The organism is Vibrio sp. CUB2 (assembly GCF_001557945.1).
GTDB lineage: Bacteria > Pseudomonadota > Gammaproteobacteria > Enterobacterales > Vibrionaceae > Vibrio > Vibrio owensii.
Genome location: NZ_LNRB01000005.1, coordinates 311,250 through 338,225 on the forward strand (window position 1 = coordinate 311,250; position 26,976 = coordinate 338,225).

Sequence of the window (26,976 nt, forward strand, 5' to 3'; positions counted from 1 at the left end):
TTACTGACGTGAGTGACACAACATAGGGCGTGAAAAATAAAGTGCATCTTCAAACATCACCGATGAAACCCAATAACTACCAAAAGAGCAGATAGAGAATAAGTTGGCTAAACAAACTAGTGCAAGATCCGCATAAGAACAAAGAACTAGAACAATTGGTAAATTAGATTTAGTGAAAAACAAAACTGAAACAGAGCTGTTAGTTGTCACGCTGATCGCAACGAGAATCCAGAGATTCGCGGCATGTGGGAAAACATAGCAAAAAAGTATAACGGGCTTGGATTAGCGGGAATTTCAATGGCTTGTGGTGGCTTGGCTATGGTGATTTCGAGTCCGTCAGAATCATTATTACTGTCAATCCCATTTTAAAATGTCCTCTTTTCTCCCAAGTAGAAATGTCCCCTTTATGAGCTAAATAGAGTAGGTGAGTTAGGTTTCACTGTTAGAAGCATTGAAGGTTTCTGGTGTGATGAGAACTGGGTTTATCGCCCTTAGTTGTTCCTGAAGCGCTTTTTGTTGAGCTCTGCGTTTAGGGGCTTTTTTGCTCCTGGTGCGTTTCTGTTGTCGCTCAAATTCTTCTTGCTGCTGTTGAGCAAACTTTAGGACTTGGCCTAGTCGCTTGTTGTCGACAATTTGCGTTTGCTGAACATGCTCAAGCTTATCGAAAATTTTGAATTCTAACTTTCTGTGGCCATACACAATCGCAATGTCTCCGTTGGGATAGTCTAAGACTTTGACATGCTCGTGAACTAAGCGAGTATTTTCTTCATTTGGTTCAATGAGATAAACCACTTTGTCATATTGAAATGTCAGAGATTTAGAGAGCTTACGTATTTCCTGCCAACTGAAAATATCATCGAGTTCCCGCGGGGTTTCGCGCACTTTTCGATGCATGTTTTTCGGATACATTGCCGGCTTAGCAAAGCGTCGATTGAAATCAGCAATGAAGTAGGGAAGCCAAGCATTCGCTTCTTCGATAGTGTTGATTCCTTGTAAGCGCATCTCTTTGACGAGTCGGTCTTGTAGCGTCAAGTTTACTCGCTCAACACGACCTTTAGCTTGAGAGCTGTTCGCACATATCAGTTCAATACCTAACTCTTTTAATACTCGGGCATATTGAGTTTGACCGACTTGTTTTTGCTTTTCCTGATTCACCCGAAAAATCGAATGCTTATCGCTGTAGAACGCTACGGGTTTGCCGTGTTCATTAAGATATTCTCTCGTTGTTAGCATGTAATCAAAGGCCGATTCGGTTTCGCTGAACCTTAAGTTCATCAGGCGACCAGTCGCATCATCAATAAAGACCAGTAAGCAACATTTATCAGCGCGTCCTTCAAACCAATCGTGGTGCGATCCATCGATTTGAATGAGCTCACCTAAACAATCACGTCGGTAACGAGGTTGGTAAACTTTAGGCTTGCGTTGCGAATGTGGCGTCCATAAACCATCTGCAATCATCCAACTTCGTAAAGTCTCGTTAGATACTGGAAGGCTATGTAATTCCAATAGTTTTTCTCTAGCAAGCGTTGGAGAAAAATCAGAATAGTGTTCACGAATCAGTTTTAAAACTGTGTCTCGGTAGTCACTGGGATAGCGGTTATTACTTGGCTTACCTCGAGCTTGGTGAGTCAATCCTACAGCACCGAATTCTCTCAGGCGATTCATAAGCCTCTGAACTTGGCGAACACTCAAATCAAGGATGTCTGCCGCGTCGACTCGTCGGATCCTACGATCGCAAACATCTTGGATTACTTTAAAACGATTGATATCAGAATCATTCATAGTCACTAGCATCTTAAACGCATCCTTAGCAGGTTGTAAGCAAAGCTTAGTGACTACGAGCTAAAGAGACATTTTAACTTTGGTAAATAGTGACATTACAACTTTGCGCCTACACCTTTGGTGCGCATTATATGTGTTATGTTAAATTAAGTGTCCACGTACGCCAATTATTCTCTAGTTTGGTCTCCTATCCCTCTCAGATTTTAAAATACAGCGCTTTTTGTGAGTGTCATTAAACATAATGGTGATTTACCATAAAATACTTAATATAGATCTTAATAATCTTACGATTGTTAAGATCTATATTAATGCGCTACGCGAGTTCTACTAGTGATTGGATTGCTTGGTAGATATCTTGTCTTCGTACTGGCTTCGAAACAAAGCCGTCCATGCCAGCTTTCATACATGTGGTTTTGTCACTCTCAAGCGCATGTGCGGTCAAAGCAATGATTGGTGTGCTGATTCCTTTTTGTCTGATCAACCTTGTTGCAGTTATCCCATCCATTACTGGCATTGAGACGTCCATTAAAATGATATCGATACTTTGTCTTTGTTCTTCCAAAAACGTTAATGCTTCTGCACCATTACTGGCGATAAAAACGTTATGCCCAAGCTTGTTTAGGATAAGTTTAATCACCAGTTGGTTTGATTCTGTGTCTTCAACGACAAGAAGATTCATCGCTTTTGATGGATGATTTTGCTCTATCTTTACGGGCCTTTCTTGATTATTCCTGGTTAACACGGGAATCTTGATTTTGAAATGTGAGCCAACGTTCTCTTCACTTTTTACGCTGATTGTTCCGCGCATCATCTCAACCAGATGTTTGGTTATAGCGAGCCCCAAACCAGTACCACCAAACCTGCGTGTTATTGAACTGTCGCCTTGATGAAAAGCCGTGAAAAGATGGCCAATCTTAACTTTTGGAATTCCGATGCCGGTATCAGCAACAGAAATAATGAGCTCGCTATCTTTTTCAATCACAGAGATATCGATACCACCAAAGTCAGTAAATTTGCTTGCGTTGCCAATCAAGTTAAAGAGAATTTGAGACAAGCGTGTTGAATCAATCCAATATTGCTTGTTTTTATCAAGGTTACAATCGAACTCAAAACTCAAATTCTTAGCTGTAGCTACTTGTTTTTGTTGAGAAATAATAATGGTTACGGCGTCACTTAAATCAGTCCACTGTTCATTCAAATGAAAGCTACCAGACTCTATTTTTGACAAGTCGAGAATATCGCTAATGATTGCCAGAAGCAGATCAGCTGAGCGCTCCATCTGATTAAGAACTTCTGATTGGTCTTCGGTTAAAGTCGATTGTCTCAATATGTCGAGCATGCCTAAAACCGAGTTTAATGGAGTTCGAATCTCATGGCTCATCATGGCCAGGAACTCGGACTTAGATTGGTTTGCTCTTTCCGCTTCTTCTCTTGCTTTTGCAAGTTGCGAGGTGCGGACTTCTACGATACGTTGTAACTTTTCTTTAGTTTCAATATCGATAACAGCCCTTTCAATCAAAGGTCTGAAACGTCGGAGCGTCTCTTTGTTTTCAATACTGAAATGCCCTTTTTGAGCGCCGACAAGTATGATGATCGTTTGCGTTACTTCAGACCTAATGCCAGTTAAAAGCATGGAGCTTACCTGACTTTTTATAAAGGAGTTTAGGCTCTCAAACTCCTTTAAACGCATAGGTTCGAACAGCAAAATACACTCGCCATTAAGCGCTCGCTCTGTCGCGTTACCTTGTAACCAATTTACCCTATCAAATACACTATTAGTTGATAAAAGAGTCTTGAAACTTTGGCGATGGCTGTCACGTGTGATTACGATAAAGTCATCAAAATCAATATACTTTTTCAGAACATTGTTCAGCCCTGAAAAAATCTCATGCCGGTTTCTGGCTTCACTCATTGCGGAAATTGCAGATAAGATTGCTTTGTTCTCGTCTGCTAGTAATTTCTCTCTTTGCCTCGCTTCTTTGAGCTCGACAAGTGCCTCTTGTAACGCTTCTTGTTGGTATATCTCTAAATATTTATCTTTCATAAGGTTTATGGAAAATTGCTGAAGATATCATCAAGTTTCCATGTCCATTTTCGCCACCTATAAATCTTCCTTGCTCACCAAAAGTAAACGGGCAAATAAAAGGTAGGTTCTCTAATTCCTGGTTAATTTGTTCACAAACACTATTAATATCCTGCTTTAAGTGCAGCATAGGACCCGCACAAAAGATATTGATCACCCCTATTTTTCGAGACTCTTCTAACTTTTGATTAAAAGCCGCGTTCACTACTCTCGCCGCTCTAGCCACGAGGTGCTGGCGACTTCCTTGCATGAGGGTTAACACTTCACCTTCTTCAATATTTGTGAAAAGCTCGATACCACCCTGCTCTGTTTCCCTTATTGGGTGAGACAGCTTGTAATAAGGCCGTTCGTAAAGATGCCCAGCAACGCGCCCCAGAGGGTAAGCACTAGAGTTTGTAAATAGGAAGCTTTCTTCGTCGGATTGTGTTTCTTGATGATTGGTCCACTTACGGTAGACATCTAATGCAGGTTGGTTGTCTATTTCTAAAAGGCAGCGCCCTTTAGTTTTTGTTGCGATGCCAGTGATGCCTGTTGGAGAGTGCCCTGCACTAAAAGCGATATCAACTGGTTGGGATGAATAGAATAGTGTCAGACTTACGCCGTTCTGCTCGTATCCTTGTGAAGTGATTACAGACCAATTCCCTTTAACATTATTGTCGGCTGACGAACCGCCAATAATGGGAACCAAAGTGCCAAAGCGTTCATCGATACATTCAATTATTGATTCTTCATTTCCTGGGGTTGCGTGAAGAAGGATCAGATTCGGCACTTCACCTACTCGATTTGCATGAAGAAGCGCCATATTAAGTGCGTCATCAACGCTTGTTTCTATATTATCCCCATAGGTTGCAATGCCCGTCCCATACGCGTGTTGACCGGAATCATAAATCGCAAGTACTGCAATAACAGGCCCTTGATGATAGCCGTGATTGGTCATGATCGCTTGGCACGAGCTAGCTCCGTGGACGGTTACCTCAGGAAAGAGTTCAACGAACGCGTTTTGGATTTTTCTGAAATCATACTCCTCTGTGTAATAACAGATGAGATGGGACAAGTTGTCCGGACTCAACTCAGAGCGAAATTTCTCTATTGCTAAACATTCATCAGTAATATGAGTAAATAATGATTGGCACTGCATACGGTTTTATTATTGTTTATCACTTTACTGTTATACCATTGCGAAAATTAAGCGCTAGGCAAGAAAGTATTAATTGCACAAAGAAGATACAATTATCTCGCGTCAGATCTGATTTATAAATGAACTCGGACAATATTTTCGTTTATTTTGAGATTAATTGCTTTTGTCTCAGAAATAGCGCTCCAATCAATCTCCCTATATTTATCATCTAAGTTAATAAAATTGCCAGATTGATTTAGATCAATTTTTACACTATCAGTTTCCGAGCTTTCAATCGAAAATCCTTCTGAAGCCTTGTTTATAGTGATTTTTGCTACCCCAATTGTTACATCACATCGCTGTTTTTGTGAACAATCCACCTCTCTATCTTGCTCATAAGTAAAGGTGCGCCAGAAAAAGGCACCGATTAAAAGACTGAGCATGATTAAGATTTGTGCAAGTCTTGCCTTTGTTAACTTTTGTGCAGCCATAATTCCTAATATCCTTGTTACAAACTTCAAACTTTTTAAATAAAAAATGATTTCCAGAGGCCTTGTAAGGTTACTACTCTGTCATTGAATTGTTAATTCAAGTATAGTGTCACGCTGAAAATGCCACTTTTTATTAAAGTCAGCAATGGAAATAAAGTGATGATAACACTTGAATTCTAGAGTTTACTTGGGTGGTGTTACGACGCAAGTCGTGTTGGAAGTAAAGTGTAGTTAATTAGAAATTGGAAGCATGCAAATGAGCCAAGTAAAGCAGCTTGAACAAAACTACAACTATACAGTCGTTCGCCAATTTACCCTTGTGACCATTTTATGGGGCATAGTTGGTATGGCTGTTGGTGTTTTGATTGCCGCTCAGTTAGTTTGGCCACAGCTAAACTTTGATACGCCGTGGTTGACGTACAGTCGTTTACGTCCATTGCATACTAATGCGGTAATTTTTGCGTTTGGTACCAGTGCCCTGTTCGCGACATCTTATTATGTTGTTCAGCGCACCTGTCAAACTCGTCTTTTTGGTGGCCCACTCGTTGCCTTCACCTTTTGGGGTTGGCAAGCAATAATCTTAGCCGCAGCAATCACCCTACCTCTAGGTTTAACCTCTGGTAAGGAATATGCTGAGCTAGAATGGCCTATTGATATCGCAATCGCGATTGTATGGGTATCTTACGCGGTCGTGTTCTTCGGAACATTGGTCAAACGTAATACCTCTCACATCTATGTGGCTAACTGGTTCTTCGGTGCCTTTATCCTCACAGTAGCAGTACTTCACATCGTGAACAGCATGGCTATCCCTGTGTCACTTGGTAAATCTTACTCGATTTACTCTGGTGCAGTGGATGCGATGGTTCAATGGTGGTATGGACACAATGCGGTAGGTTTCCTACTGACCGCTGGTTTCCTAGGTATGATGTACTACTTTGTCCCTAAACAAGCTGAACGTCCTGTTTACTCTTACCGTTTATCTATCGTTCACTTTTGGGCACTGATCTCTCTATACATTTGGGCTGGCCCTCACCACCTGCATTACACAGCACTACCAGACTGGACTCAGTCTCTAGGTATGGTGATGTCTTTGGTTCTATTCGCTCCGTCTTGGGGTGGTATGATCAACGGTATTATGACGCTGTCTGGCGCATGGCATAAGCTTCGCTACGACCCTATCCTGCGTTTCCTAATTGTTTCATTGTCTTTCTACGGTATGTCTACTTTCGAAGGTCCAATGATGTCAATCAAGACTGTAAACGCGCTATCGCACTACACAGACTGGACCATTGGTCACGTTCACTCCGGTGCATTAGGTTGGGTTGCAATGGTTTCAATTGGTTCTGTATACCACCTTGTTCCACGTCTATTTGGTCAAGAGCGCATGTACTCTGTAAGTCTAATCAACGTTCACTTCTGGTTGGCGACTATTGGTACTGTTCTTTACATCGTAGCAATGTGGATCTCTGGTGTAATGCAAGGCCTAATGTGGCGCGCAGTTAACTCTGACGGCACACTAACTTACAGCTTTGTTGAATCTGTAGAAGCATCTTACCCGTTCTACTTCGTACGTTTCCTAGGTGGTTTCATCTTCCTATTCGGTATGTTCTTAATGGCATACAACACGTACAAGACGGTAACTGCACCTAAAGAAAGCCTAAAAGCTATCCCTCAACCGGCATAAGGAGATTAAAGAATGAGTAATAATTCGAATAATCGCCACGAAATCCTAGAACGTAATGTCGGTTTGTTGGCAATTTTCATCGTCTTTGCAATCAGTTGGGGTGCGCTTGTAGAAATCACTCCTCTGATTTTCCAGAAGCAAACGACGGAGCCTGTAGAAAACCTACGTGCTTATACTCCTCTGGAAATGGAAGGTCGTGACATCTACATCCGTGAAGGTTGTAACGTTTGTCACAGTCAGATGATTCGTCCTTTCCGCTCTGAAACAGAGCGCTACGGTCACTACTCTGTTGCTGGTGAAAGCGTTTGGGAACACCCATTCCTATGGGGTTCTAAGCGTACTGGTCCAGATTTGGCTCGTGTAGGCGGACGTTACTCTGACGAATGGCATCGTGTTCACCTTATTGATCCACGTGAGCTAGTACCTGAATCAAACATGCCTGGTTTCCCTTGGCTTGAAGAGAACGTACTAGACGGCAAACTAACGCAGAAGAAACTAGAAATCTTCCGCAACCAGTTTGGTGTTCCGTACACGGATGAACAAATCGCGAATGCGGCTAAAGAAGTAGAAGGTAAATCAGAGATGGATGCAATCATCGCTTACCTTCAGTCTCTTGGTCATGCAATGAAGTAAGGGGGTCACATGGATTTCGGTACAATTCATAGTATTTATACCGTTGTACTCTTCGCGAGTTTTATTGGCATCGTTTGGTGGGCATTTGGTAAGAAGCGTAAAGCACGCTTCGAGGAAGATGCTAACTTGGTGTTTGCTGACGAAGAGCAAAAGACGACCCCAAATAACCAAGGAGTGAAGAAGTAATGACTACATTCTGGAGTCTCTGGATTATCGTGATTACTGTCGGTACGCTGGTAGGCTGTGCGATTCTCCTGACTTGGTGCGCAAAAGATAAAATGGGCGTCGAGGAAGGGGAAGACATGGGCCACGAGTACGATGGTATTCGCGAGCTTAACAACCCTCTACCTAAATGGTGGACATACTTATTTGTGAGCACATTTGTGTTTGCAGCTGTATATCTGACCTTATTTCCAGGTCTAGGCAGCTTTAAAGGTGTCCTTAACTGGCAGAGTTCAGATCAAACCGTACGTACGCTGGAAGAATCAAAAGAAGCCATCGCACGAGCACAAGAAAACAAACAACTTAACCAATACGCTAAAGAGCTTGATGATGCTGATGCTTACTTCGGTGAAGCATTCCGCGCACTTGCTCACAACGCAGATGGTCTACGCCCTATCCCTGAGATTGCGCAAGACCCTGAAGCGATTAAAGTTGGTCAGCGTTTGTTCCTACAGAACTGTTCGCAATGTCATGGTTCTGATGCTCGTGGTCAGACAGGTTTCCCTAACCTAACTGACGACGCATGGTTATATGGCGGCGAGCCAGCGGCTATCGTAACTACTATCATGCAAGGCCGTATCGGTCAGATGCCAGCGTGGAAAGATGCACTTGGCGAACAAGGTGTTCAAGAAGTTGTAAGCTACACGCTAAGCCTGTCTGGTCGTAAGGTGAATGCACGTGAAGCAGAAGCTGGTAAAGCTCGCTTTGTCGTGTGTGCAGCTTGTCACGGCACTGACGGTAAAGGTAACCCTGCTGTGGGCGCGCCTGACCTAACTGACCAAGACTGGTTATTCGGCGATTCACGCGCTGCAGTAACAGAAACAGTTATGAATGGTCGATCTGGTGTAATGCCTGCTTGGAAAGACATTCTAGGCGAAGACAAAGTTCAACTTGTCGCGGCATATGTCTGGAGCTTAAGCAACTCTGACAATAAGTAACATTTCAATAACAGCCCCTTTCATAGGGGCTGTCTTTCCTTTAAGTTTAAAGCCTTACATTTTTTCATTTAGCTGTTGAGAACTTTTTTATGGTAAAGCCTTGGTATAAACAATTTTGGCCGTGGTTCCTGATTATCCTGCCTCTAACCGTTGTGGTATGGACAATCGTTACAGTGGTCGTATTCGCCAACAACTCTGTTTCTTTAGTCGCCGAGGATTACTATAAAAAAGGCAAAGGTATCAACATCGACATCAGTAAAATGAATGTCGCTCGAGACCTTGGTCTTAACGCTACCGTTTCGTCAGATGACAACACAGTGGTTATCTCCTTCAACAAAGGAGAATTGCCACACTTCCCTGCACTAACCGCTACATTCACGCACCGTACTCTACCAGATCGTGACTTTACTAAGCTTCTTACGGCTGATGCGACTGGTAATTACCGTTTAACGCCTGAAAGCTCCATTCAAGGCCCTTGGTTTGTCGAACTCGAACCACACAATAAAGAATGGATGATTCAAGGTCGAGTCGAGTTCCCAGCGCAACCAACAACTTTGATGAAGTAAGTCTATGTGTAAATCCTGTTATCACTGTGGTGAAGATGTACCAGCCAACACGGATTTCAAAGTAGAAATATTCGGTGAAATTCGCGACATGTGTTGTCCGGGCTGTGAAACCGTAGCTCAGACTATTGTCGATAGTGGTCTTGTCTCCTACTACCAATACCGAACAGCGCCAGCAGAAAAGGCGGATCTAGTCCCTGAGCAACTCCAAGCTCTTATCCATTATGACAACGAGGACGTTCAGTCAGAGTTTGTTCGTAATCATGAGAACACCTCTGAAGTCACGCTCTCATTAGAGGGCGTCTCATGCGCCGCTTGTGCTTGGTTGATTGAAAAACAAGTGTCGGGTGTTAAAGGCTTGGTTTCCATTCGTGTTAACACCACGACCAACCGCGCTCTACTCGCTTGGGATAAAACTCAAGTTCGACTTAGTGAACTGCTGTCGGTAATTCATAAACTCGGTTACAAAGCCGCCCCTTTTGAAGCAGACAAACAAGAAGCGGCTTACCACCATACGATGAAGCAGTACCTCTATCGTTTGGGTATTGCAGGTCTCGCCACCATGCAAGTAATGATGCTTGCAGTAGCATTGTATTTGGAAGTCTTTGGCGATCTAGAGCCCGAGTTTAAAAACTACTTCCGCTGGGTGAGCTTAATTTTTGCAACCCCTGTGCTCCTCTATTCCGCGCTCCCTTTCTATCTCAATGCATGGCGAAGCATTAGGGGTCGAACGCTTGGTATGGATGTTCCGGTATCTATAGCATTGATCTTCGCTTATGTAGCGAGCTTAGTTGCAACAGTGACTGAACAAGGTGAAGTTTTCTTTGAATCTATCTCGATGTTTACCTTCTTCTTGTTGGTTGGCCGATTCTTAGAAATGCGGGCTCGTCGTAAAGCAGCGGCAGCGAGTGGTAACCTTCTTAAACTCATCCCTGCGATTGCTACAACGTTAGATGGTGAACAAATCCCAGTGAAAACGTTGAAGATTGGCGATCGTATCCGTGTTCTTCCTGGCGAACATATTCCTGCCGATGGAAAAGTGATTTCTGGCCGTATCCATATCGACGAGTCGATGCTTACCGGTGAGTCGGTTCACGTGGTTAAGAAAGCCGGAGATGCGGTTTACGCCGGCACATTGAATGGCGAGGAGTCGTTTGAGTTAGAAGTGACGAACTCGAAAGCAGACTCTATGATTTCTAACATTGTTCGTCTTCAAGACGAAGCCCAGCACTCCAAGCCTAAAATTGCTGAAATCGCTGACGTCGTGGCACGTTATTTCGTAGGCGCGATATTAATCATTTCCGCAGGCACTTGGTTCTATTGGCATCAGACTAAACCTGATGATGCATTCTGGATTATGCTCTCTGTTCTGGTTGCCACTTGTCCATGTGCTCTATCCTTGGCAACCCCAACCGCGCTAACTTGCGCTACCTCTCGTATGGGCAACTTTGGTATTTTGCTGCGTAAAGGTCATGTATTCGAAACGCTATGTAAGATTAATCATCTTGTCGTTGATAAGACAGGCACCCTGACTAAAGGCGACATAGAAATTAGTCAAACCCAGACCTTCGCTGGCTTCAATGAAACTGAAGCACTTGCGATTGCATCGGCACTCGAAGCACATGCAAACCACCCGATTGCTCGCGCATTCTCTGGGTTTGGTCAAGAAAACGTTACCGTAAGCGATGTTCAAAACATCATTGGTTCTGGTATTCAAGGTGTATGGAACAACAAGACGGTAAAAATTGGTAGTGCCACCTTTGTGGTCGGTGAAAATCGCGATGAAAGCAACGCTGTGTATCTTTCTGTAGCCGAAGAGCACGTTGCAACCTTCTATTACCGCGACCCCATTCGTAAAGAGAGTAAAGCGTTCATTCAACGCTTTGCAGACGCCGGTATCAAAACAACCTTGTTGACAGGCGACTCACTTCAAAATGCGCAGCCTGTTGCGAATGAAATGGGTATTGACCATGTGATCGCATCGGCAAAACCAGAAGACAAACTCGCGTATCTTAAAGGGCTAGATAAAAACGACATCACCATGATGGTTGGTGACGGTATCAATGATGCACCGACTCTAGCTGGAGCTCATCTATCCGTGGCGATGGGCGGTGGTACGGATGTCGCTAAAGCTTCTGCAGATATGACGCTGCTTGGTGACAACTTAGAGAAGCTTTTAGAGGCTAGATTGCTTGCAATACGTACAAGAAAAATAATCAGAGAAAACTTGGCTTGGTCTTTGGGCTACAACCTGCTAATTTTGCCACTAGCAGTTGCAGGCTTAGTCGCTCCGTACGTTGCTGTAGTGGGTATGTCAGCAAGCTCTATTATTGTTGTATCCAATTCGTTGCGATTGCTTAAAGAGAAGTAAGTGAGAGATCAAACATGGAAAGTCTTTACATATTAATCCCTATCGCCATTGTATTGGTCTGTGTCGCCGTTGCCATCTTCCTTTGGGCCGTTCGTAGTGATCAGTTCGAAGATCTAGAGCGACAAGGTCACAACATTCTTCTTGATGAAGACGAAAAACCAAATAACAAAAAACAATAGCGTTACTCTATGAGTCCAGATTTTATTGGCGCGTTCATGATCGGTCTCGTTGGGGCCGGTCATTGTATGGGAATGTGTGGCGGTATCGCCTCGTTACTCTCCATGGGCGCACCGAACAACAAACCATCTTCTTCTATCCCTCTGTTCTATAACTTTGGCAGGCTTTCCAGCTACGCTTTGATTGGCGCTATTGTTGGTGGTGCTATATCAGGCCTTTCAGAATTGAGCGGTTTAACCCAATCTCTCGCTTGGCTTCGATTTGTCGCTGCAATTTTCATGATCTTAGTTGCGCTCTACATTGCCAAATGGTGGCAAGGACTGCTTGTGGTTGAAAAAGCAGGTCAGTATATCTGGAAGTTTATCTCTCCTGCAGGCAAGCGTCTGTTGCCGCTAAAACATCCGACGCATGCGTTCCCATTTGGTTTCATTTGGGGATGGTTACCATGTGGCTTAGTTTACTCAGCACTCACATGGTCTGCTGTTTCAGGGAGCGCATTGAACGGTGGATTAATCATGTTGGCATTTGGTTTGGGTACTCTGCCCTCGATGCTCGCGATCGGATACGGTGCCACTCATTTTCAGAAACTGCAAAAGTCGTTAATATTTAGAAACATCTCAGCATTAATCCTCATAACTTATGGCGTGTATACTGCCGCCGGAGCGATGCGAATGCTTGGTTTCATATAATATGAAAGTCGTTTTCGATAATTTTTTTGCTACCCTTTAGAAGTAAGCAGTGATAAAATATTGATGTATATCAAATAGTGAAAGGTTGTTATGATTTCTGAAAAACCTGCAACAAAGCGTATCCAATCAGGCGGTTGCGCGATTCATTGCCAAGATTGTAGCATTAGCCAACTGTGTATTCCGTTTACTCTTAACGAGTCTGAATTGGATCAGTTGGATCAAATCATCGAGCGTAAAAAGCCAATCCAAAAAGGCCAAGAGCTTTTTAAAGCAGGTGATGAGCTAAAATCTCTGTACGCTATCCGCTCTGGTACTATCAAGAGCTACACCATTACAGAACAAGGCGATGAGCAAATCACTGCGTTTCACTTAGCGGGTGACCTTGTAGGTTTTGACGCAATCACAGGCGATCTACACCCTAGCTTTGCTCAAGCACTTGAAACATCAATGGTTTGTGAGATTCCTTACGAAATCCTTGATGACCTATCAGGAAAAATGCCTAAACTTCGCCAACAGATCATGCGTCTGATGAGTAACGAAATTAAAGGCGACCAAGAGATGATCCTTCTGCTTTCTAAAAAGAACGCTGAAGAGCGTCTTGCGGCTTTCCTATACAACCTATCGACACGTTTCTCTCAACGTGGCTTTAGCCCAAGAGAATTCCGCCTAACCATGACTCGTGGTGACATCGGTAACTACCTTGGCTTGACGGTTGAGACCATCAGTCGCCTACTTGGCCGCTTCCAGAAATCTGAAATTCTGAGCGTAAAAGGTAAGTACATCACCATCTTAGACCATGATGCATTGATGGAACTTGCAGGCGTCAGCAAAGACTAATTTGCCCTATCAATTGATGTAGCTCGAAAATGAGCTACATCATATTTCTTCTAAAATCCCTTCGAAAGTCCTCAAATTCTTCCTCAAACTGAGCTACAGTAAAAATGTACCTTGTGTACTCCAATATACTGATTTACCTTATATTCGGTATTTGGTTTTACAAAAAAAATGGGCTTAGATATGAGTATATACAGTAAGATCCTTGTTGTTGCTGACATCAATAATGATGAGCAGCCAGCACTTGCAAGAGCAGTTCAACTCGCTCGAAAAAGTGTATCCAGAAGCCGAATCACTTTCTTTCTGTCAATCTACGATTTTTCGTATGACATGACCTCAATGCTGTCGGTCGATGAAAGAGATGCTATGCGTCGCGGTGTTATCCACCAACGTGAACAATGGATGCGTAAGATAGCCCAACCGTATTTAGACGATAGCTTCGACTTTGATGTTTGTGTTGTTTGGCATAATCGCCCTTATGAAGCGATCATTGCTGAAGTCTTTGCTGGCGGTCACGACATCGTTGTTAAGGGAACGCGTAAACACGATGTTCTAGAATCCGTCATTTTCACACCTACAGATTGGCATTTGTTGCGTAAGTGCCCTATCCCTGTGCTTCTAATTAAGAACTCCGATTGGCCAGAGCACGCGAAGATTCTCGCGTCTGTTCATGTTGGCTCGGAAAACCCAACGCACATTGATTTGAACGATTCAATGGTCGAGCGCCTTAAAGAAATCACCAATCGTCTCGATGCTGAACCGTATCTCGTTAATGCCTATCCGGTTACTCCGGCGAATATTACGATTGAATTGCCTGAGTTTGACCCAACAACGTACACAGATGCTGTTCGCGGGCATCATCTAACCGCAATGAAAGCACTTCGCCAAAAACACGGTTTGGATGAAGAGCAAACAATCGTTGAACAAGGTCTACCAGAAGACATCATCCCTGCAACGGCAGAAAAGCTAAATGCAGCAATGGTTATTCTTGGTACGACTGGTCGTACGGGGCTTTCTGCGGTGTTTATTGGTAACACAGCTGAGCATGTGATTGATAAAATCAATTGCGACGTACTGGCATTAAAACCAAACGGTTACATCAGTCCGCTCGATCCGAATACAGCGACATAACAGCGCTCGTTTTTGAAATAATATAGAAATGAAAATCCCCCAGTTGTTGGGGGATTTTTTTATTCTGTTCACGGCCCTAAGCACGCAAATTAAAAAGGAGGCAAATTTAGCCTCCTCTTTTCGAATTAGATGTTGGTTACATCGATAAACATTGATTCGTCGATGTTTGTCGAAGAAACTACAGCTTCACTGAATTCGTATTCTTCGCGATTTCCTTCACGGTCCAGTGGAAGGTTTTCAAAGTCGAACAATTCACGGTCAGCAAGCTGGCTTGGGCTTACGTTCTGGATTGACTTGAAGATAGCTTCTACGCGACCAGGTGTTTTCTTATCCCAATCGATCAACATTGCTTTAATCGATTGACGTTGAAGGTTCTCTTGAGAGCCACACAGGTTACAAGGAATGATTGGGAACTCTTTGTGCTCTGCGTATTTGATCAGGTCTTTCTCACGACAGTAAGTCAACGGACGAATAACAACGTTACGGCCATCGTCTGAACGAAGCTTTGGAGGCATCGCTTTAAGGCGTGAGCCATGGAACATGTTCAAGAACATAGTCTCAACAATGTCATCCATGTGGTGACCAAGTGCAAGTTTCGTCGCGCCGATCTTCTCAGCGAAAGAGTAAAGCGTACCACGGCGAAGACGCGAACAAAGGCCGCAAGTCGTTTTGCCTTCTGGCACTTTTTCTTTAACCACTGAGTAAGTGTCCTTGTCTACGATGTAGTAAGGAATGTTCAATGTTTCAAAGTAATCTGGAAGAATGTGCTCAGGGAAACCTGGCTGCTTCTGGTCAAGGTTAACCGCAACCACTTCAAACTTGATTGGTGCTGCCTTTTGTAGATTCAACAGGATATCAAGCATCGCAAATGAATCTTTACCACCACTAATACATGCCATCACAACATCGCCTTCTTCGATCATGTTGTAATCAGTAATGGCATTTCCAACATTTCTTCTTAGACGCTTCTGAAGTTTGTTGAATTCTAGGGTTTCTTTTCTTGTATCTACTTGGTTCATTGCGGGCTCTCACATCGCCGATAAATCGACTAGGGCTTCCTAACATGGATTTCTATGGGGCGTGGATTATACGAGCTTTTTACGCAGGATTAAATGTTTGTGTGACCGAGTCGTCAATAAATGCACTCTAAAACAGCGCGATGGGCAATAAAAATAAAAAAAAGAGCCGCAATTGCAGCTCTTCAAAAATCAAATCACGATTACTTTTTCGCGTTTGGCAGATAAGGTAGGACACGAGTCGTTGGCTGAGGCAAAGTCATATGACCTCCTACGCCAATGTCACTCAAAGCCACCTGAACTTTACCATTCACAATGGCTTTTTCTGTGCCATCGGAGAATGTGATAGTGTCATTCAAGTTATCCGCAAATTCCATAGTCACACCTTGTACCTCTGGAGTGAACCAACCTGCAAACATACCGCCTAGATCTTCAAGTAACGCCTGCATTTGTGGCATCAAAGGCGTAAGTTGTTCGTAAGATACGTTACCCTGTAATGGCTCTTTGGTCATCACAACTAAAGAGTAATCACATCGTGTGTCTTTCGGCGTTTGGACGAAGACAAGTGGGTTCGCAGACTTCAAGTTCTTGTCGATCGGAATAGGAAGTTCTTTAGAAGCCGGAATCACAAACTCTTCGTAATGCTCTTCTTTTTCCATCCATGCTTTTTCTATCTCACACAGTTGCTTGGTATCTGCATCGACAAAAAAGACACCGACTTTAACGTCGTCATGACCTTCTTTGGCATTGTTCTTCAATTGTGTGTAGAGCTTAGAATACGTAAACATGTATTCTTGCGCGTGAGTTGCAGGCGATGCTAAGACCAGTACCGCACTGCCTAGTAAACTTAGGCTTAACTTCTTCATCCGATCCGTTATTTCTTCTATTGTGTCCAGTAAGCGTTATTGTGACGAATCATCGCACGTAAGTCATTAACGTAAGCGATGCCACGTTCGGAATACGCGAGCAAACCATGAGTTAGCTCTGATGCCGTCGCCACAGATAACAAATCCTTGTGTTTCCCTGCTAAGTTAGCGCGAATGGCGCGTAAATCAGCGTAAGCACGGTTGCGATTCACATTCATAAAGTAGCCGTGCACCGACTCTTGTACTGTGTCGAATTTTTCTACTTCATGCGTTTTTCCTGCCCCACGATGTGCAGGGACAATTCCGCAGCCCTTCTTATAACACCATTGACCAAACAAGTTGTTTGCTTGAGTGGCAAAACGAGAGGTTCCCCACGCAGATTCATTGGCGGCTTGGGTTAAAACCAACGCCTCAGGTAACACGTTGACACGCTTGAACATTTCATCTAACCAAGCTTGTGTCACTGTACCTTCTTGCAATGGGTAAGAGTAAAGCGAAGCCAAACGTTCAGCGTAAGAAGTTTGCTCAGCGCTCACCTCGCCGATTTTTAAAGACGTTAGGAATGCACGTTCTTTCTCGATTCGTTGATTTTCTAACGCTATTTTCGGTCGAAGGAAGTCGAAGAACGCTGTCTTCTTATCTTTCGTGTCCTTAATCGAGTTGAAATCAGGAATGTCACCAATATAAGGGAGGTTAGACAAGTCTGGGTGTGTTACCGGGCCGTGCACTACCTGCGGGTCAATCGCATTGCGATATTCGCGGTCGTAGTGCAAATATGGTCCTACAGAAACAAAAGTGGCGGCTATTGTGATAGCCGCCACTCGTAAACTCATTGATTTTAAAGATTTAGGCATCAAACACCTGAGAGTTACCATCGTGATCGTTATCATTTTGCTGTGTCGCTACGATCTTTAACTTGATACCAAACATTTCGCGGTACAGGATTCCCTTCAAATGGAAGAAGAACGGTAGCACGAAGATCAAGCCAATTCCGTAGAACATTGCAGCAACAATAAACATCAACATCACGCCTAAGTAAAGCCCTGCGACGACAAAAAGCTTCTTGTTGATTGCACGAAGTGACAAAAGAAGTGACTGCATTGGCGGCACTCTTTTCTCACAAATCAATAAGATAGAATGACTAAACGCTAAAGAAAGATACAGAGACAGCAATGGGAAAATCATTCCCGCTACACCCTGCATCATCAAGCTAAACAGCGTTGCTAGAATCACTGGTACCGTAAACTGAAGACCTTTGCCCACATGACGGATCTTGGTTCGCAACCCAGCAACGTGGCTCATCGCCATTAAGCTGATACCAGCATAAATCGGCGCGCTGATCACTTCGTAACTAAAGTTAGCCACATAAATAGCAGAAACGATGTCAGTGGTGAAAGATTCTGGGTCTTGAATAGCATCAAGGATTACGCCTGGATCACCCAGTTGAAGTTGCAGTGCGATATAGAAGATACCCAACTGTACGAAAAGCAAAAGAATAATCGCAGGTGAGAAGGACAAAAACTGTTGAATGGTGGTGCGCCAAGCTTCACTAAAAACGGCTGCTGCTTTTAGTTCATACTTGCCAGAAAGAGCTCGCTCTACACTCCCTCCAAGATTGAAATCTTTCTCAAAATCGTTGTTCATATTTAATCCAAGGCTAACTTGTAAGATTTTTTCTGGAAAACCAGTTAATTAATAAGGGCGTCATTATAAAGAAATCTTTCCACGTCTAAAATCATAAGTCGGCCTCAATACTTGCAAAATCTGCTATTTGGTCGATAATTAACCACTCGCAAATCCATGAAATTGAAAACATTTGCTGAAGAAATTAATGCCTTGCTTACGTATAGCGGAAAATTGAATACCCCCATAAAAACAGTATGGTAAGGAATGTTTACTTTTGCCTGCAAAATTTTTTCTGTTTCAAGATAAGAAAATGCTTTGATTTCACAATTTTGGTGATTATGATGCGCGCCTCAAAAGTGAATGACTAATGTCACATCAATTGGTCGAAACCCAATTTGAACGTGGGAGAAATACAGACGTTGAACGCTAAACAGCAAGCAGGAAAGCCAGTAGTTCGTCTATCTGGTATTAGCAAAAGTTTCGATGGCAAGGAAATCATCGGTAATTTAAATCTGGATGTTAATCATGGTGAGTTTCTGACGATTCTTGGTCCTTCTGGTTGTGGTAAAACAACAGTTTTACGCATGATCGCGGGCTTTGAGACGGCAGATAACGGTCAAATCGTATTAGATGACCAAGATGTAACACAGGTTCCTGCAGAGCAAAGGCACGTCAACACGGTATTTCAGAGTTACGCACTCTTCCCTCATATGACCGTATTTGAAAACGTTGCTTTTGGTCTTCGCATGCAGAAAACACCTGCTGCAGAGATCGAGCCACGAGTTATGGATGCGCTACGCATGGTTCGCCTAGAAAAAATGGCACAGCGTAAGCCTCACCAACTTTCTGGTGGTCAACAACAACGTATCGCCATTGCGCGTGCAGTTGTGAATAAGCCAAAAGTACTGCTGCTAGATGAATCTCTATCTGCACTTGATTACAAACTACGTAAGCAAATGCAAATCGAGCTTAAACAGCTTCAGCGTCAGCTTGGTATTACCTTTATCTTCGTTACGCACGATCAGGAAGAAGCCCTATCGATGTCTGACCGCATTATTGTTATGCGCGACGGTGTTATCGAGCAAGATGGCTCTCCACGTGAGATCTACGAAGAACCTAAGAACCTATTTGTTGCTCGCTTTATCGGTGAGATCAACGTATTCAACGCAACCATGCTAGATCGTATCGACGAGAAACGTATTCGTGCAGAGATTGAAGGTGTTGAATCCGTTGTTTACTACGATCAAGAAGCACAAGCCGGTGACAAACTACAAGTACTACTTCGCCCAGAAGACTTACGAATCGAAGAGATCAAAGAGTCTGAAGAAAAAGGCATCGTAGGTCACGTAACTGAGCGTACCTATAAAGGTATGACGCTTGATTCTGTTATCCAATTGGATTCAGGCATGCGCGTGATGGTAAGCGAATTCTTTAACGAAGATGATCCAGATGTGGACCACTCTCTCGGCCAGAAAGTCGCTATTACTTGGGTTGAGAGCTGGGAGGTAGTACTAAATGATAAGCAAGAAGCTTAATCTTCAGAACGCGATCATTACCCTAATCGTTGGTTGGTTAACACTGTTTGTGTTAGTACCAAACCTAATGATTATCGGTACAAGTTTCTTGACGCGTGATGAAGCGAACCTCATTGAATTAACGTTTACGTTCGACAACTATCTTCGCCTACTTGATCCTTTGTACGCAAAGGTGCTGATGCACTCTTTCTACATGGCGATCATCGCAACATTGTTGTGTTTGGTGATTGGTTATCCATTTGCTTACATCGTAGCGAAAATGCCTGAAAAATGGCGTCCGTTCATGTTGTTCTTGGTGATTGTACCGTTCTGGACTAACTCTCTTATCCGTACTTACGGCCTGAAGATTGTTCTAGGTACTCAAGGCATTTTGAACAAGTCGTTGATGGCGATGGAAATCATCGATAAGCCGATGCGTTTAATGTATACCGAAACAGCAGTAATGATTGGTCTTGTGTACATCTTACTTCCATTTATGATTTTGCCGCTTTACTCAGCAATCGAGAAGTTAGACAACACATACATTGAGGCAGCAAAAGACCTTGGTGCGAACAAGTTTCAAACCATTACACGCGTTATTCTACCTCTGACAATGCCTGGCATTATCGGTGGCTGTTTGTTGGTTCTGTTACCTGCACTAGGTATGTTCTACATCTCTGACCTTCTTGGCGGTGCGAAGAACCTACTGATCGGTAACGTAATTAAGAGCCAAGTATTGAACGCTCGTGACTGGCCATTTGGTGCTGCGACCAGTATCGCCCTCACCTTCGCAATGGCTGTGATGCTTTACGCTTACTACAGAGCAGGCAAACTATTGAATAAGAAAGTGGAGCTAGACTAATGGGACGCACAGTTAGATTTAGCTTTATGGCGCTGGTATATGCATTTTTGTATCTACCAATCATCGTCTTAATTGTTAACTCATTTAATGCCAACAAATTTGGTATGAAATGGGGCGGTTTCACCACGAAATGGTACGAAACTTTAGTAAATAACGACAGCCTAATGCAGGCTGCATGGCATTCATTGAACGTAGCGGTATTCTCAGCGACAGCAGCAACCATTATTGGTAGCTTGACGGCTGTTGCCCTATTCCGTTACTCGTTCAAAGGTAAAGGCGCGGTAAACGGCATGCTGTTTGTCGTAATGATGTCTCCAGATATTGTAATGGCGATTTCATTACTTGCTCTGTTCCTAGTATTGGGCGCACAGCTTGGCTTCTTTACTCTATTGATTGCTCACATCACCTTCTGTCTACCATTCGTTGTAGTAACAGTGTACAGCCGCTTAAATGGCTTTGATGTGAAAATGTTGGAAGCTGCTAAAGACCTTGGTGCAAGCGAATGGGTAATCTTGAAACAGATCATCCTTCCTCTTGCTAAACCAGCGGTTGCTGCAGGTTGGCTACTGAGCTTTACCCTGTCTTTGGACGACGTAATTATCAGCTCGTTTGTAACAGGTCCAACTTACGAAATCTTGCCATTGAAGATTTACTCAATGGTTAAGGTGGGCATTTCACCGGAAGTGAACGCCCTAGCAACGGTGATGTTGATTGTTTCTTTGGTCTTGGTAGTAATTTCTCAGTTGCTAGCAAGAGAAAAAGTGAAGTAGAATCCGCACCCGTTAACATCACGAAACAGAATGGTTACATGCCATTCTGTTTTTCTATCTATCGTCCAAAATTGGACAACGTTTGGTTTGGAGCTAACGTCAATGAAAAAATGGGCTACTCTATTAGCTGGTAGTGCATGTGCGCTTTCTCTGTTCACTGGTACAGCGGCAGCGGATGATAAAGAATTAGTATTTATGAACTGGGGTCCTTACATCAACAGTAATATCCTAGAGCAATTTACTAAAGAAACTGGCATCAAAGTGATCTACTCGACTTACGAGTCGAACGAAACTTTGTATGCAAAGCTAAAAACTCATAACCAAGGTTATGATCTAGTAGTACCTTCAACGTACTTCGTAGCGAAGATGCGTGATGAAGGCATGCTACAAAAGATCGATAAGACTAAGCTGAAAAACTTCGGCAACCTAGATAAAAACTACCTAGACAAGCCTTACGATCCAAATAACGACTACTCTATTCCACACGTTGTTGCGATTACAGGTCTAGCGGTTAACGCAGATATGTACGATCCAAACGACTTCCAAAGCTGGGCTGACCTATGGAAGCCTGAACTTGAAGGTCAAGTAATGCTGATGGACGACACTCGTGAAGTGTTCCACATTGCACTACGCAAACTGGGTTACTCTGGTAACTCTACGGATCCAAAACAAATCGATGAAGCATACGCAGAGCTACAAAAGCTAATGCCAAACGTTCTAGTATTTAACTCTGACAACCCAGGCGCACCATACATGTCTGGCGAAGTCGGCGTTGGTATGCTTTGGAACGGTAGCGCAGCAGCTGCTCAAAACGAAGGTATGAACCTGAAACTTGTATTCCCTAAAGAAGGCGGTATCGGTTGGGTTGATAACTTCGCAATCTCTTCTGGTGCGAAGAACGTAGAAGCAGCTCACAAGATGATCGACTTCCTACTACGTCCAGAAATCGCAGAGCAAATCTCAGCGGATACGGGTTACCTAACGGCGGTTGCAGAATCTAACGCTAAATTCAAAGACGTTGCACCACTGTTCCCTTCTCAAGAAGACCTTGACCGCGTTGAATGGCAAGACTCTGTTGGCGACATGACAGTGAAGTACGAAGACTACTTCCTAAAGCTAAAAGCGGGTCAATAATCTGATCTTGCTTAATAAGCCATCTACTAAATGAAAATAGGCAGCAATACGCTGCCTATTTTTGTAATTGACTGATATAATTGTATGTTGCTAGGTTTATTTGACTCGAGTTCAAGCATTACTGCCTATTTGGGTCGTAATGTTGGTTTTCGTCGCTCAAATAAACAGGATTGTGCTTATCGCAATTTGGCTCAAACCAATATCTGTTACTAGTATTGATTTGTCCTGTTGCTGAACAAAACGGAAATAAAATGAAAAGTAAATTCTACGCAAGCGCACTGTGTGCGGCGACGCTAATCGCTACCCCTGCAATGGCTGCTGATCAAGAACTGTATTTCTACAACTGGTCGGAATACATTCCAAACGAAGTTCTTGAAGACTTTACAAAAGAAACCGGCATCAAAGTTATCTACTCTACGTACGAGTCTAACGAAAGCATGTACGCGAAGTTGAAAACTCAAGGTTCTGGTTACGACTTGGTAGTACCGTCTACCTATTTCGTATCTAAAATGCGTAAAGAAGGCATGCTGCAAAAGATCGACAAAGAGAAACTGTCTCACTTTGCTGATCTAGACACTAACTTCCTGAACAAGCCGTTCGACCCGAACAACAACTACTCTATCCCATACATTTGGGGTGCGACCGGTATTGGTATCAATGCTGACATGCTAGACAAGTCATCAGTTTCTAAATGGGACGATTTCTGGGATAGCAAGTGGGAAGGTCAACTAATGCTGATGGATGATTCTCGCGAAGTATTCCACATTGCATTGACTAAGCTTGGTTACTCGCCAAACACGACTAACCCAGACGAGATCAAAGCGGCTTACGAAGAGCTGAAAAAGTTAATGCCTAACGTATTGGTATTTAACTCAGACTTCCCAGCGAACCCATACCTAGCAGGTGAAGTATCACTTGGTATGCTTTGGAATGGTTCTGCTTACATGGCTCGTCAAGAAGGCGCGAACATCGACATCATCTGGCCAGAAAAAGGCACTATCTTCTGGATGGACAGCCTAGCAATTCCAGCTGGTGCGAAGAACGTTGATGCTGCTCATAAGATGATCGACTTCCTACTACGTCCTGAGAACGCAGCTAAGATTGCACTAGAGATTGGTTACCCTACTCCAGTGAAAACAGCGCACGACCTACTACCGAAAGAATTTGCTAACGATCCAAGCATCTTCCCACCACAAGAAGTGATGGACAGCGGTACATGGCAAGACGAAGTTGGTGAAGCAAGCGTGCTTTACGATGAGTACTTCCAAAAGCTAAAAGTAGACAACTAATCAGTCTGTCGAAATAGTTTAGAAAAGCGGCTTCGGTCGCTTTTCTTGTATCTGAAGACCCTACTTTGTATCTCAATCTATATTGCTCGAATGACAAAGCATCAGAATACAAAGTTTCAAAATACAAAAAGGCATCGAATCACTCGATGCCTTTTGTTGAATAAAGGTTCTGTCCGTTTGATTAAGCGCTGGCTTCGTTTTCCAGAGCGAGAATCTCGTCAACAAGCTTCGGTACTTCAACGCTTGCCTTACCGTAACGCTTCTCTTCAAACTCACTCTCGACAGCACTTGGCTCCAAGTTGATTTCAATCGTATGTGCACCATGCATCTTCGCATCATGTACAAAGCCTGCGGCTGGATATACAACACCAGAAGTACCGATAGAAATAAACAAATCCGCCTCTTCCAGTGCCGCATAGATCTCACCCATGCGCAGTGGCATTTCACCGAACCAAACAATGTGTGGACGCATTTGAGCCGGAATTTGGCAGCAATGGCATAACTCGCCAGTCTCAATGTCTTCTGAATGCTCGATGACTTGATTGGATTCGCTGCAACGCGCTTTGAGCAACTCACCGTGCATGTGAATGATATTAGCGCTACCGCCTCTCTCGTGCAGATTATCGATGTTTTGAGTGATGATAGTCACTTTGCCTTCCAACTGCTCTTCTAAGCGTCCTAGCGCGATATGGGCCGCATTCGGCTTGATATCTTCACCTTGTAGCTTTTTACGACGTTGGTTATAAAAGCTCTGAACCAAATCCGGATCACGCAAGAAGCCTTCCGGTGTTGCGACATCCTCGATACGGTGATTCTCCCAGAGACCATCTTGAGCTCGAAATGTTTGAATACCAGACTCAGCCGAGATGCCAGCGCCAGTAAGTACGACAATATTTCTGTATGGGAAATTCATAACCGATCCTTGTTGCTCTTTTTTATTAAGCTTAACACCGATAGAAAAACAACAATAGCTATAAGGATTAGACCATGGTCGTAAGCCTGCTGATTTGCCTCTAATTTCTGTTTAAAAACTGCTGGAAGCACTCCGTGTTTCAGGCATAAAAAAGCCCCGCGATGGCGAGGCTCTTGAGCAAAGGTTCCGTTTTACAGGTTTGGACCTGTAGACGGTCTGTGCGGCATATTGTTGCGTAGTTGGTTCATACCTTGGTACATACGTAGGAACCACACTAGAATCGCTAGCGTTGCGAACAGCATACCTACCCAAGGAATGAAGTAAGCTACCGTGTCTAGCAAGGTGCTGTGCACCCAATAGTCACTTACGCCAACCAACACACCATTCGATGTTGCCACTGTTACGATCAATACAACAAAGAACGTGAAGTACAGGAAGAAAGTACGAATCAAGCCGTAGTAATGCGAGTTCACTACATCACTGTCTTCGCCTTTATCCAAGCGGTAGCCCGCGTAAATGATTGCGATAACGCCTGAGATCAAAAACGTAAACGGGGTCAAACAACTCAGGATGTACGCAACCCAAATCCCGTTATGAGGTTTGTTCATTCGCTTTCGCTCCTTTTGGTTCCGTGTTTGCCGTATCTGTTTCGCCCATCGCTTCTTTGGATTTCACTTCTTCGTACCAAAGATCGTGGTGTTCTTTCGCCCATGTTTCGTCAACTTCACCAGTAACCATACCTTCAAGCGCACCTTCCATACCGAATAGACCGATGTAGATGTGGAAGATAAAGCCACAGATTAGAATCAGTGCCGAAATCGCGTGAACAAGGTTAGACAATTCCATATCGCGACGAGTTTGGCCAAAAATTGGGAAATCCAGAATTAAACCACTCACTGCAGCGATAGCACCAAAGAAGATCAACAACCAGTAAATCGCCTTTTCACCACCGTTCGAGAAACCAGCCGATGGGTGCGTACCTTTATGTTTACCAACCATACCGCCCATTTTCATGAACCAACGGATGTCTGTCATGTTAGGGATAGATTTGCGCCACCATTTCAGTAGAACAAACATCAGCAAGATGAAGAACAGCGGACCCATGTAGTTATGGTACTGCTTCGCCAACATGACGATGAAGCCCCAGAACTCAGTGGGTACGTACGGCTTCAAGAAGTGCTTACCGTAAACCAGCATCAAACCACTGAATGCCAGCGTTAAGAAGGTAAACGCCATGCTCCAGTGTAGTGCGCGGTCTAGTCGAGACCAGCGTTTCATCTTCTTGCCAGTACGTGGCTTGCTTAGCATCAGAGGACCGACGAATACGTAAGCCATGATAACCATTGCGATACTGCCGAAAATCGCGACAGCACCCGCAGGAGACATCCATTTCTCTTTAAGAATGTACCAAGTCTCACCCGGAGTACTGATCAGCACACCGTGTTCCGCTGATTTCGACGTGGTATAGCCTTCTTGCCCCTCTTTGACCTGACGCCAGAAGTCTGCACCTGCAAGTTGTGTCATCTCCTGTTGTACCACTGGAGAAGAGTCTTCTTGCGCAGACGCTGGCATCGCAAAGGTCAGCAGTAATGCTGTCATCATAGACAGCATTACAAGAGACGCACGTTTAAGAGTATTTAACATGTGTCTCTCCTACTTAGCTTTTGGTTGCGTCGTAAGAAAGATCGTTACCGTCTGTCCAACCTGCGTTTTTCGCACCGCGCTCAACCACACGTTGACGGAAGATGTCAGAAACTTTCTCTGCATCACCCGCTAGCAGTGCTTTTGTTGAACATAGTGACGCACACATAGGTAGCTTACCTTCAGCAATACGGTTCGCACCGTACTTCTCACGCTCTTCTAGAGAACCTGGTTCTGTGTTTGGACCACCTGCACAGAAAGTACATTTGTCCATTTTGCCACGCTCACCGAAAGATGCTTGTTTCGGGAACTGAGGCGCACCGAATGGACAAGCAAACAGACAGTAACCACAACCGATACAAAGATCTTTGTTGTGAAGAACGATGCCGTCTTCTGTGTGCTCGAAACAGTCAGCTGGACAAACCGCCATACAAGGCGCATCTGTACAGTGCATACAAGCAACAGAGATTGAGTTTTCACCTGGTTCACCGTCGTTCAGTGTTACCACGCGACGACGTTGAATGCCCCACTCAAGCGCATCATCGTTTTCGTTCTTACATGCAGTAACACAGCCGTTACACTCGATACAGCGTTTGGTGTCACATAGGAATTTCATTCGTGCCATTGTCA

General features: G+C 43.8%; 27 protein-coding genes and 1 pseudogene. 16 read left to right on the top strand and 12 right to left on the bottom strand.

What is annotated here, in order from left to right:
• Positions 1-196 precede the first annotated feature (196 nt).
• Positions 197-369 (top strand): annotated as a pseudogene (locus tag ATB78_RS28360) (DUF3693 domain-containing protein); the annotation flags it as partial.
• Between the two features lie 60 nt (positions 370-429).
• Here ATB78_RS28360 and ATB78_RS10415 read toward each other — a convergent pair.
• The 4 genes from ATB78_RS10415 to ATB78_RS10430 form a co-directional block, all read right to left on the bottom strand.
• Complete coding sequence (locus tag ATB78_RS10415) at positions 430-1,782, bottom strand: ISNCY family transposase (protein ID WP_155647799.1); 1,353 nt, start codon at positions 1,780-1,782, stop codon at positions 430-432.
• Positions 1,783-2,095: 313 nt separating this feature from the next.
• Positions 2,096-3,826 (bottom strand): response regulator, encoded by a 1,731-nt coding sequence (locus ATB78_RS10420; RefSeq protein WP_061008623.1) that lies wholly within the window; start codon positions 3,824-3,826, stop codon positions 2,096-2,098.
• Positions 3,816-5,003: an FIST N-terminal domain-containing protein gene (locus tag ATB78_RS10425; RefSeq protein WP_061008624.1), complete on the bottom strand. Its 1,188-nt coding sequence runs from the start codon at positions 5,001-5,003 to the stop codon at positions 3,816-3,818. The genes ATB78_RS10420 and ATB78_RS10425 overlap by 11 nt, the downstream gene beginning before the upstream one ends.
• A gap of 113 nt (positions 5,004-5,116) precedes the next feature.
• Positions 5,117-5,473, bottom strand: coding sequence for a hypothetical protein (locus ATB78_RS10430; RefSeq protein WP_032802727.1), 357 nt, complete (start codon positions 5,471-5,473; stop codon positions 5,117-5,119).
• Between the two features lie 256 nt (positions 5,474-5,729).
• On the opposite strand from ATB78_RS10430, the gene ccoN reads away from it, so the two are divergent.
• The 10 genes from ccoN (at position 5,730) to uspE (ending at position 14,715) form a co-directional block, all read left to right on the top strand.
• Positions 5,730-7,157 carry a cytochrome-c oxidase, cbb3-type subunit I gene (ccoN, locus tag ATB78_RS10435; protein ID WP_009706109.1) on the top strand — a complete coding sequence of 476 codons (1,428 nt, stop codon included), beginning with the start codon at positions 5,730-5,732 and terminating at the stop codon, positions 7,155-7,157.
• Positions 7,158-7,169: 12 nt separating this feature from the next.
• Complete coding sequence (gene ccoO / locus ATB78_RS10440; RefSeq protein WP_061008625.1) at positions 7,170-7,790, top strand: cytochrome-c oxidase, cbb3-type subunit II; 621 nt, start codon at positions 7,170-7,172, stop codon at positions 7,788-7,790.
• 9 nt (positions 7,791-7,799) lie between these two features.
• Positions 7,800-7,976, top strand: a complete 177-nt coding sequence (locus ATB78_RS10445; protein WP_009706108.1) for a CcoQ/FixQ family Cbb3-type cytochrome c oxidase assembly chaperone — start codon at positions 7,800-7,802, stop codon at positions 7,974-7,976.
• Complete coding sequence (gene ccoP, locus ATB78_RS10450; protein ID WP_005441609.1) at positions 7,976-8,950, top strand: cytochrome-c oxidase, cbb3-type subunit III; 975 nt, start codon at positions 7,976-7,978, stop codon at positions 8,948-8,950. Before ATB78_RS10445 ends, ccoP begins: the two co-directional genes overlap by 1 nt.
• Before the next feature lie 89 nt (positions 8,951-9,039).
• Positions 9,040-9,516, top strand: coding sequence for a FixH family protein (locus ATB78_RS10455; protein ID WP_009706107.1), 477 nt, complete (start codon positions 9,040-9,042; stop codon positions 9,514-9,516).
• Between the two features lie 4 nt (positions 9,517-9,520).
• Positions 9,521-11,884: a heavy metal translocating P-type ATPase metal-binding domain-containing protein gene (locus tag ATB78_RS10460; RefSeq protein WP_061008626.1), complete on the top strand. Its 2,364-nt coding sequence runs from the start codon at positions 9,521-9,523 to the stop codon at positions 11,882-11,884.
• A gap of 14 nt (positions 11,885-11,898) precedes the next feature.
• Positions 11,899-12,063 (top strand): cbb3-type cytochrome oxidase assembly protein CcoS, encoded by a 165-nt coding sequence (gene ccoS, locus ATB78_RS10465; RefSeq protein ID WP_005429857.1) that lies wholly within the window; start codon positions 11,899-11,901, stop codon positions 12,061-12,063.
• 9 nt (positions 12,064-12,072) lie between these two features.
• Entirely contained in the window at positions 12,073-12,750 is a 678-nt protein-coding gene (locus tag ATB78_RS10470; protein ID WP_020197416.1) for a sulfite exporter TauE/SafE family protein, read from the top strand.
• A 90-nt stretch (positions 12,751-12,840) separates the two neighbouring features.
• The gene (locus ATB78_RS10475) at positions 12,841-13,587 is read left to right on the top strand and encodes an FNR family transcription factor (protein WP_005429849.1); all 747 of its coding nucleotides are present in this window, start codon (positions 12,841-12,843) and stop codon (positions 13,585-13,587) included.
• A gap of 180 nt (positions 13,588-13,767) precedes the next feature.
• Positions 13,768-14,715, top strand: coding sequence for a universal stress protein UspE (gene uspE, locus ATB78_RS10480; protein WP_061008697.1), 948 nt, complete (start codon positions 13,768-13,770; stop codon positions 14,713-14,715).
• A 125-nt stretch (positions 14,716-14,840) separates the two neighbouring features.
• Here the strand turns inward: uspE and ttcA are convergent, their stop codons facing one another.
• The 4 genes from ttcA to ATB78_RS10500 form a co-directional block, all read right to left on the bottom strand.
• Entirely contained in the window at positions 14,841-15,734 is an 894-nt protein-coding gene (ttcA, locus tag ATB78_RS10485) for a tRNA 2-thiocytidine(32) synthetase TtcA (RefSeq protein WP_005441601.1), read from the bottom strand.
• Positions 15,735-15,934: 200 nt separating this feature from the next.
• Entirely contained in the window at positions 15,935-16,597 is a 663-nt protein-coding gene (locus tag ATB78_RS10490) for a DUF2987 domain-containing protein (RefSeq protein WP_005441599.1), read from the bottom strand.
• A gap of 17 nt (positions 16,598-16,614) precedes the next feature.
• Positions 16,615-17,451, bottom strand: coding sequence for a glucosaminidase domain-containing protein (locus tag ATB78_RS10495; RefSeq protein WP_061008627.1), 837 nt, complete (start codon positions 17,449-17,451; stop codon positions 16,615-16,617).
• Positions 17,444-18,241, bottom strand: a complete 798-nt coding sequence (locus tag ATB78_RS10500; RefSeq protein ID WP_005441595.1) for a hypothetical protein — start codon at positions 18,239-18,241, stop codon at positions 17,444-17,446. The genes ATB78_RS10495 and ATB78_RS10500 overlap by 8 nt, the downstream gene beginning before the upstream one ends.
• A 401-nt stretch (positions 18,242-18,642) precedes the next feature.
• On the opposite strand from ATB78_RS10500, the gene potA reads away from it, so the two are divergent.
• From potA to ATB78_RS10525, 5 genes are all read left to right on the top strand, one after another.
• A complete protein-coding gene (potA, locus tag ATB78_RS10505; RefSeq protein ID WP_009706100.1) occupies positions 18,643-19,758 on the top strand; it encodes a spermidine/putrescine ABC transporter ATP-binding protein PotA in 1,116 nt (371 codons plus the stop codon).
• Positions 19,739-20,599, top strand: a complete 861-nt coding sequence (potB, locus tag ATB78_RS10510) for a spermidine/putrescine ABC transporter permease PotB (RefSeq protein ID WP_005441590.1) — start codon at positions 19,739-19,741, stop codon at positions 20,597-20,599. The genes potA and potB overlap by 20 nt, the downstream gene beginning before the upstream one ends.
• Positions 20,599-21,369: a spermidine/putrescine ABC transporter permease PotC gene (potC, locus tag ATB78_RS10515; RefSeq protein WP_005389180.1), complete on the top strand. Its 771-nt coding sequence runs from the start codon at positions 20,599-20,601 to the stop codon at positions 21,367-21,369. Before potB ends, potC begins: the two co-directional genes overlap by 1 nt.
• Positions 21,370-21,471: 102 nt before the next feature.
• Positions 21,472-22,503 carry an extracellular solute-binding protein gene (locus ATB78_RS10520; RefSeq protein WP_061008628.1) on the top strand — a complete coding sequence of 344 codons (1,032 nt, stop codon included), beginning with the start codon at positions 21,472-21,474 and terminating at the stop codon, positions 22,501-22,503.
• A gap of 251 nt (positions 22,504-22,754) precedes the next feature.
• Entirely contained in the window at positions 22,755-23,792 is a 1,038-nt protein-coding gene (locus ATB78_RS10525) for an extracellular solute-binding protein (protein ID WP_005528441.1), read from the top strand.
• Positions 23,793-23,973: 181 nt separating this feature from the next.
• Here ATB78_RS10525 and cobB read toward each other — a convergent pair whose 3' ends face one another.
• From cobB to fdh3B, 4 genes are all read right to left on the bottom strand, one after another.
• Positions 23,974-24,705 (bottom strand): Sir2 family NAD+-dependent deacetylase, encoded by a 732-nt coding sequence (gene cobB / locus ATB78_RS10530; RefSeq protein ID WP_061008629.1) that lies wholly within the window; start codon positions 24,703-24,705, stop codon positions 23,974-23,976.
• A 191-nt stretch (positions 24,706-24,896) separates the two neighbouring features.
• The gene (locus ATB78_RS10535) at positions 24,897-25,313 is read right to left on the bottom strand and encodes a membrane protein (RefSeq protein WP_038896939.1); all 417 of its coding nucleotides are present in this window, start codon (positions 25,311-25,313) and stop codon (positions 24,897-24,899) included.
• Entirely contained in the window at positions 25,297-26,349 is a 1,053-nt protein-coding gene (locus ATB78_RS10540; RefSeq protein WP_061008630.1) for a formate dehydrogenase subunit gamma, read from the bottom strand. The genes ATB78_RS10535 and ATB78_RS10540 overlap by 17 nt, the downstream gene beginning before the upstream one ends.
• Positions 26,350-26,362: 13 nt before the next feature.
• Positions 26,363-26,971, bottom strand: coding sequence for a formate dehydrogenase FDH3 subunit beta (gene fdh3B / locus ATB78_RS10545; RefSeq protein WP_005427693.1), 609 nt, complete (start codon positions 26,969-26,971; stop codon positions 26,363-26,365).
• Positions 26,972-26,976: the final 5 nt, after the last annotated feature.

What these genes read in the sequence shown, in the direction of transcription:
- ATB78_RS10495 (WP_061008627.1), bottom strand. Translation starts at nt 17,451, where the DNA reads ATGCCTAAATCTTTAAAATCAATGAGTTTACGAGTGGCGGCTATCACA.
- ccoO (WP_061008625.1), top strand. Translation starts at nt 7,170, where the DNA reads ATGAGTAATAATTCGAATAATCGCCACGAAATCCTAGAACGTAATGTC.
- ATB78_RS10500 (WP_005441595.1), bottom strand. Translation starts at nt 18,241, where the DNA reads ATGAACAACGATTTTGAGAAAGATTTCAATCTTGGAGGGAGTGTAGAG.
- ATB78_RS10470 (WP_020197416.1), top strand. Translation starts at nt 12,073, where the DNA reads ATGAGTCCAGATTTTATTGGCGCGTTCATGATCGGTCTCGTTGGGGCC.
- uspE (WP_061008697.1), top strand. Translation starts at nt 13,768, where the DNA reads ATGAGTATATACAGTAAGATCCTTGTTGTTGCTGACATCAATAATGAT.
- ATB78_RS10430 (WP_032802727.1), bottom strand. Translation starts at nt 5,473, where the DNA reads ATGGCTGCACAAAAGTTAACAAAGGCAAGACTTGCACAAATCTTAATC.
- potB (WP_005441590.1), top strand. Translation starts at nt 19,739, where the DNA reads ATGATAAGCAAGAAGCTTAATCTTCAGAACGCGATCATTACCCTAATC.
- ATB78_RS10520 (WP_061008628.1), top strand. Translation starts at nt 21,472, where the DNA reads ATGAAAAAATGGGCTACTCTATTAGCTGGTAGTGCATGTGCGCTTTCT.
- ATB78_RS10445 (WP_009706108.1), top strand. Translation starts at nt 7,800, where the DNA reads ATGGATTTCGGTACAATTCATAGTATTTATACCGTTGTACTCTTCGCG.
- ATB78_RS10455 (WP_009706107.1), top strand. Translation starts at nt 9,040, where the DNA reads ATGGTAAAGCCTTGGTATAAACAATTTTGGCCGTGGTTCCTGATTATC.
- ATB78_RS10420 (WP_061008623.1), bottom strand. Translation starts at nt 3,826, where the DNA reads ATGAAAGATAAATATTTAGAGATATACCAACAAGAAGCGTTACAAGAG.
- ATB78_RS10490 (WP_005441599.1), bottom strand. Translation starts at nt 16,597, where the DNA reads ATGAAGAAGTTAAGCCTAAGTTTACTAGGCAGTGCGGTACTGGTCTTA.
- ATB78_RS10535 (WP_038896939.1), bottom strand. Translation starts at nt 25,313, where the DNA reads ATGAACAAACCTCATAACGGGATTTGGGTTGCGTACATCCTGAGTTGT.
- ccoS (WP_005429857.1), top strand. Translation starts at nt 11,899, where the DNA reads ATGGAAAGTCTTTACATATTAATCCCTATCGCCATTGTATTGGTCTGT.
- ATB78_RS10415 (WP_155647799.1), bottom strand. Translation starts at nt 1,782, where the DNA reads ATGAATGATTCTGATATCAATCGTTTTAAAGTAATCCAAGATGTTTGC.
- ccoN (WP_009706109.1), top strand. Translation starts at nt 5,730, where the DNA reads ATGAGCCAAGTAAAGCAGCTTGAACAAAACTACAACTATACAGTCGTT.
- ATB78_RS10425 (WP_061008624.1), bottom strand. Translation starts at nt 5,003, where the DNA reads ATGCAGTGCCAATCATTATTTACTCATATTACTGATGAATGTTTAGCA.
- ttcA (WP_005441601.1), bottom strand. Translation starts at nt 15,734, where the DNA reads ATGAACCAAGTAGATACAAGAAAAGAAACCCTAGAATTCAACAAACTT.
- ATB78_RS10460 (WP_061008626.1), top strand. Translation starts at nt 9,521, where the DNA reads ATGTGTAAATCCTGTTATCACTGTGGTGAAGATGTACCAGCCAACACG.
- cobB (WP_061008629.1), bottom strand. Translation starts at nt 24,705, where the DNA reads ATGAATTTCCCATACAGAAATATTGTCGTACTTACTGGCGCTGGCATC.
- ATB78_RS10475 (WP_005429849.1), top strand. Translation starts at nt 12,841, where the DNA reads ATGATTTCTGAAAAACCTGCAACAAAGCGTATCCAATCAGGCGGTTGC.
- ccoP (WP_005441609.1), top strand. Translation starts at nt 7,976, where the DNA reads ATGACTACATTCTGGAGTCTCTGGATTATCGTGATTACTGTCGGTACG.
- potC (WP_005389180.1), top strand. Translation starts at nt 20,599, where the DNA reads ATGGGACGCACAGTTAGATTTAGCTTTATGGCGCTGGTATATGCATTT.
- fdh3B (WP_005427693.1), bottom strand. Translation starts at nt 26,971, where the DNA reads ATGGCACGAATGAAATTCCTATGTGACACCAAACGCTGTATCGAGTGT.
- ATB78_RS10525 (WP_005528441.1), top strand. Translation starts at nt 22,755, where the DNA reads ATGAAAAGTAAATTCTACGCAAGCGCACTGTGTGCGGCGACGCTAATC.
- ATB78_RS10540 (WP_061008630.1), bottom strand. Translation starts at nt 26,349, where the DNA reads ATGTTAAATACTCTTAAACGTGCGTCTCTTGTAATGCTGTCTATGATG.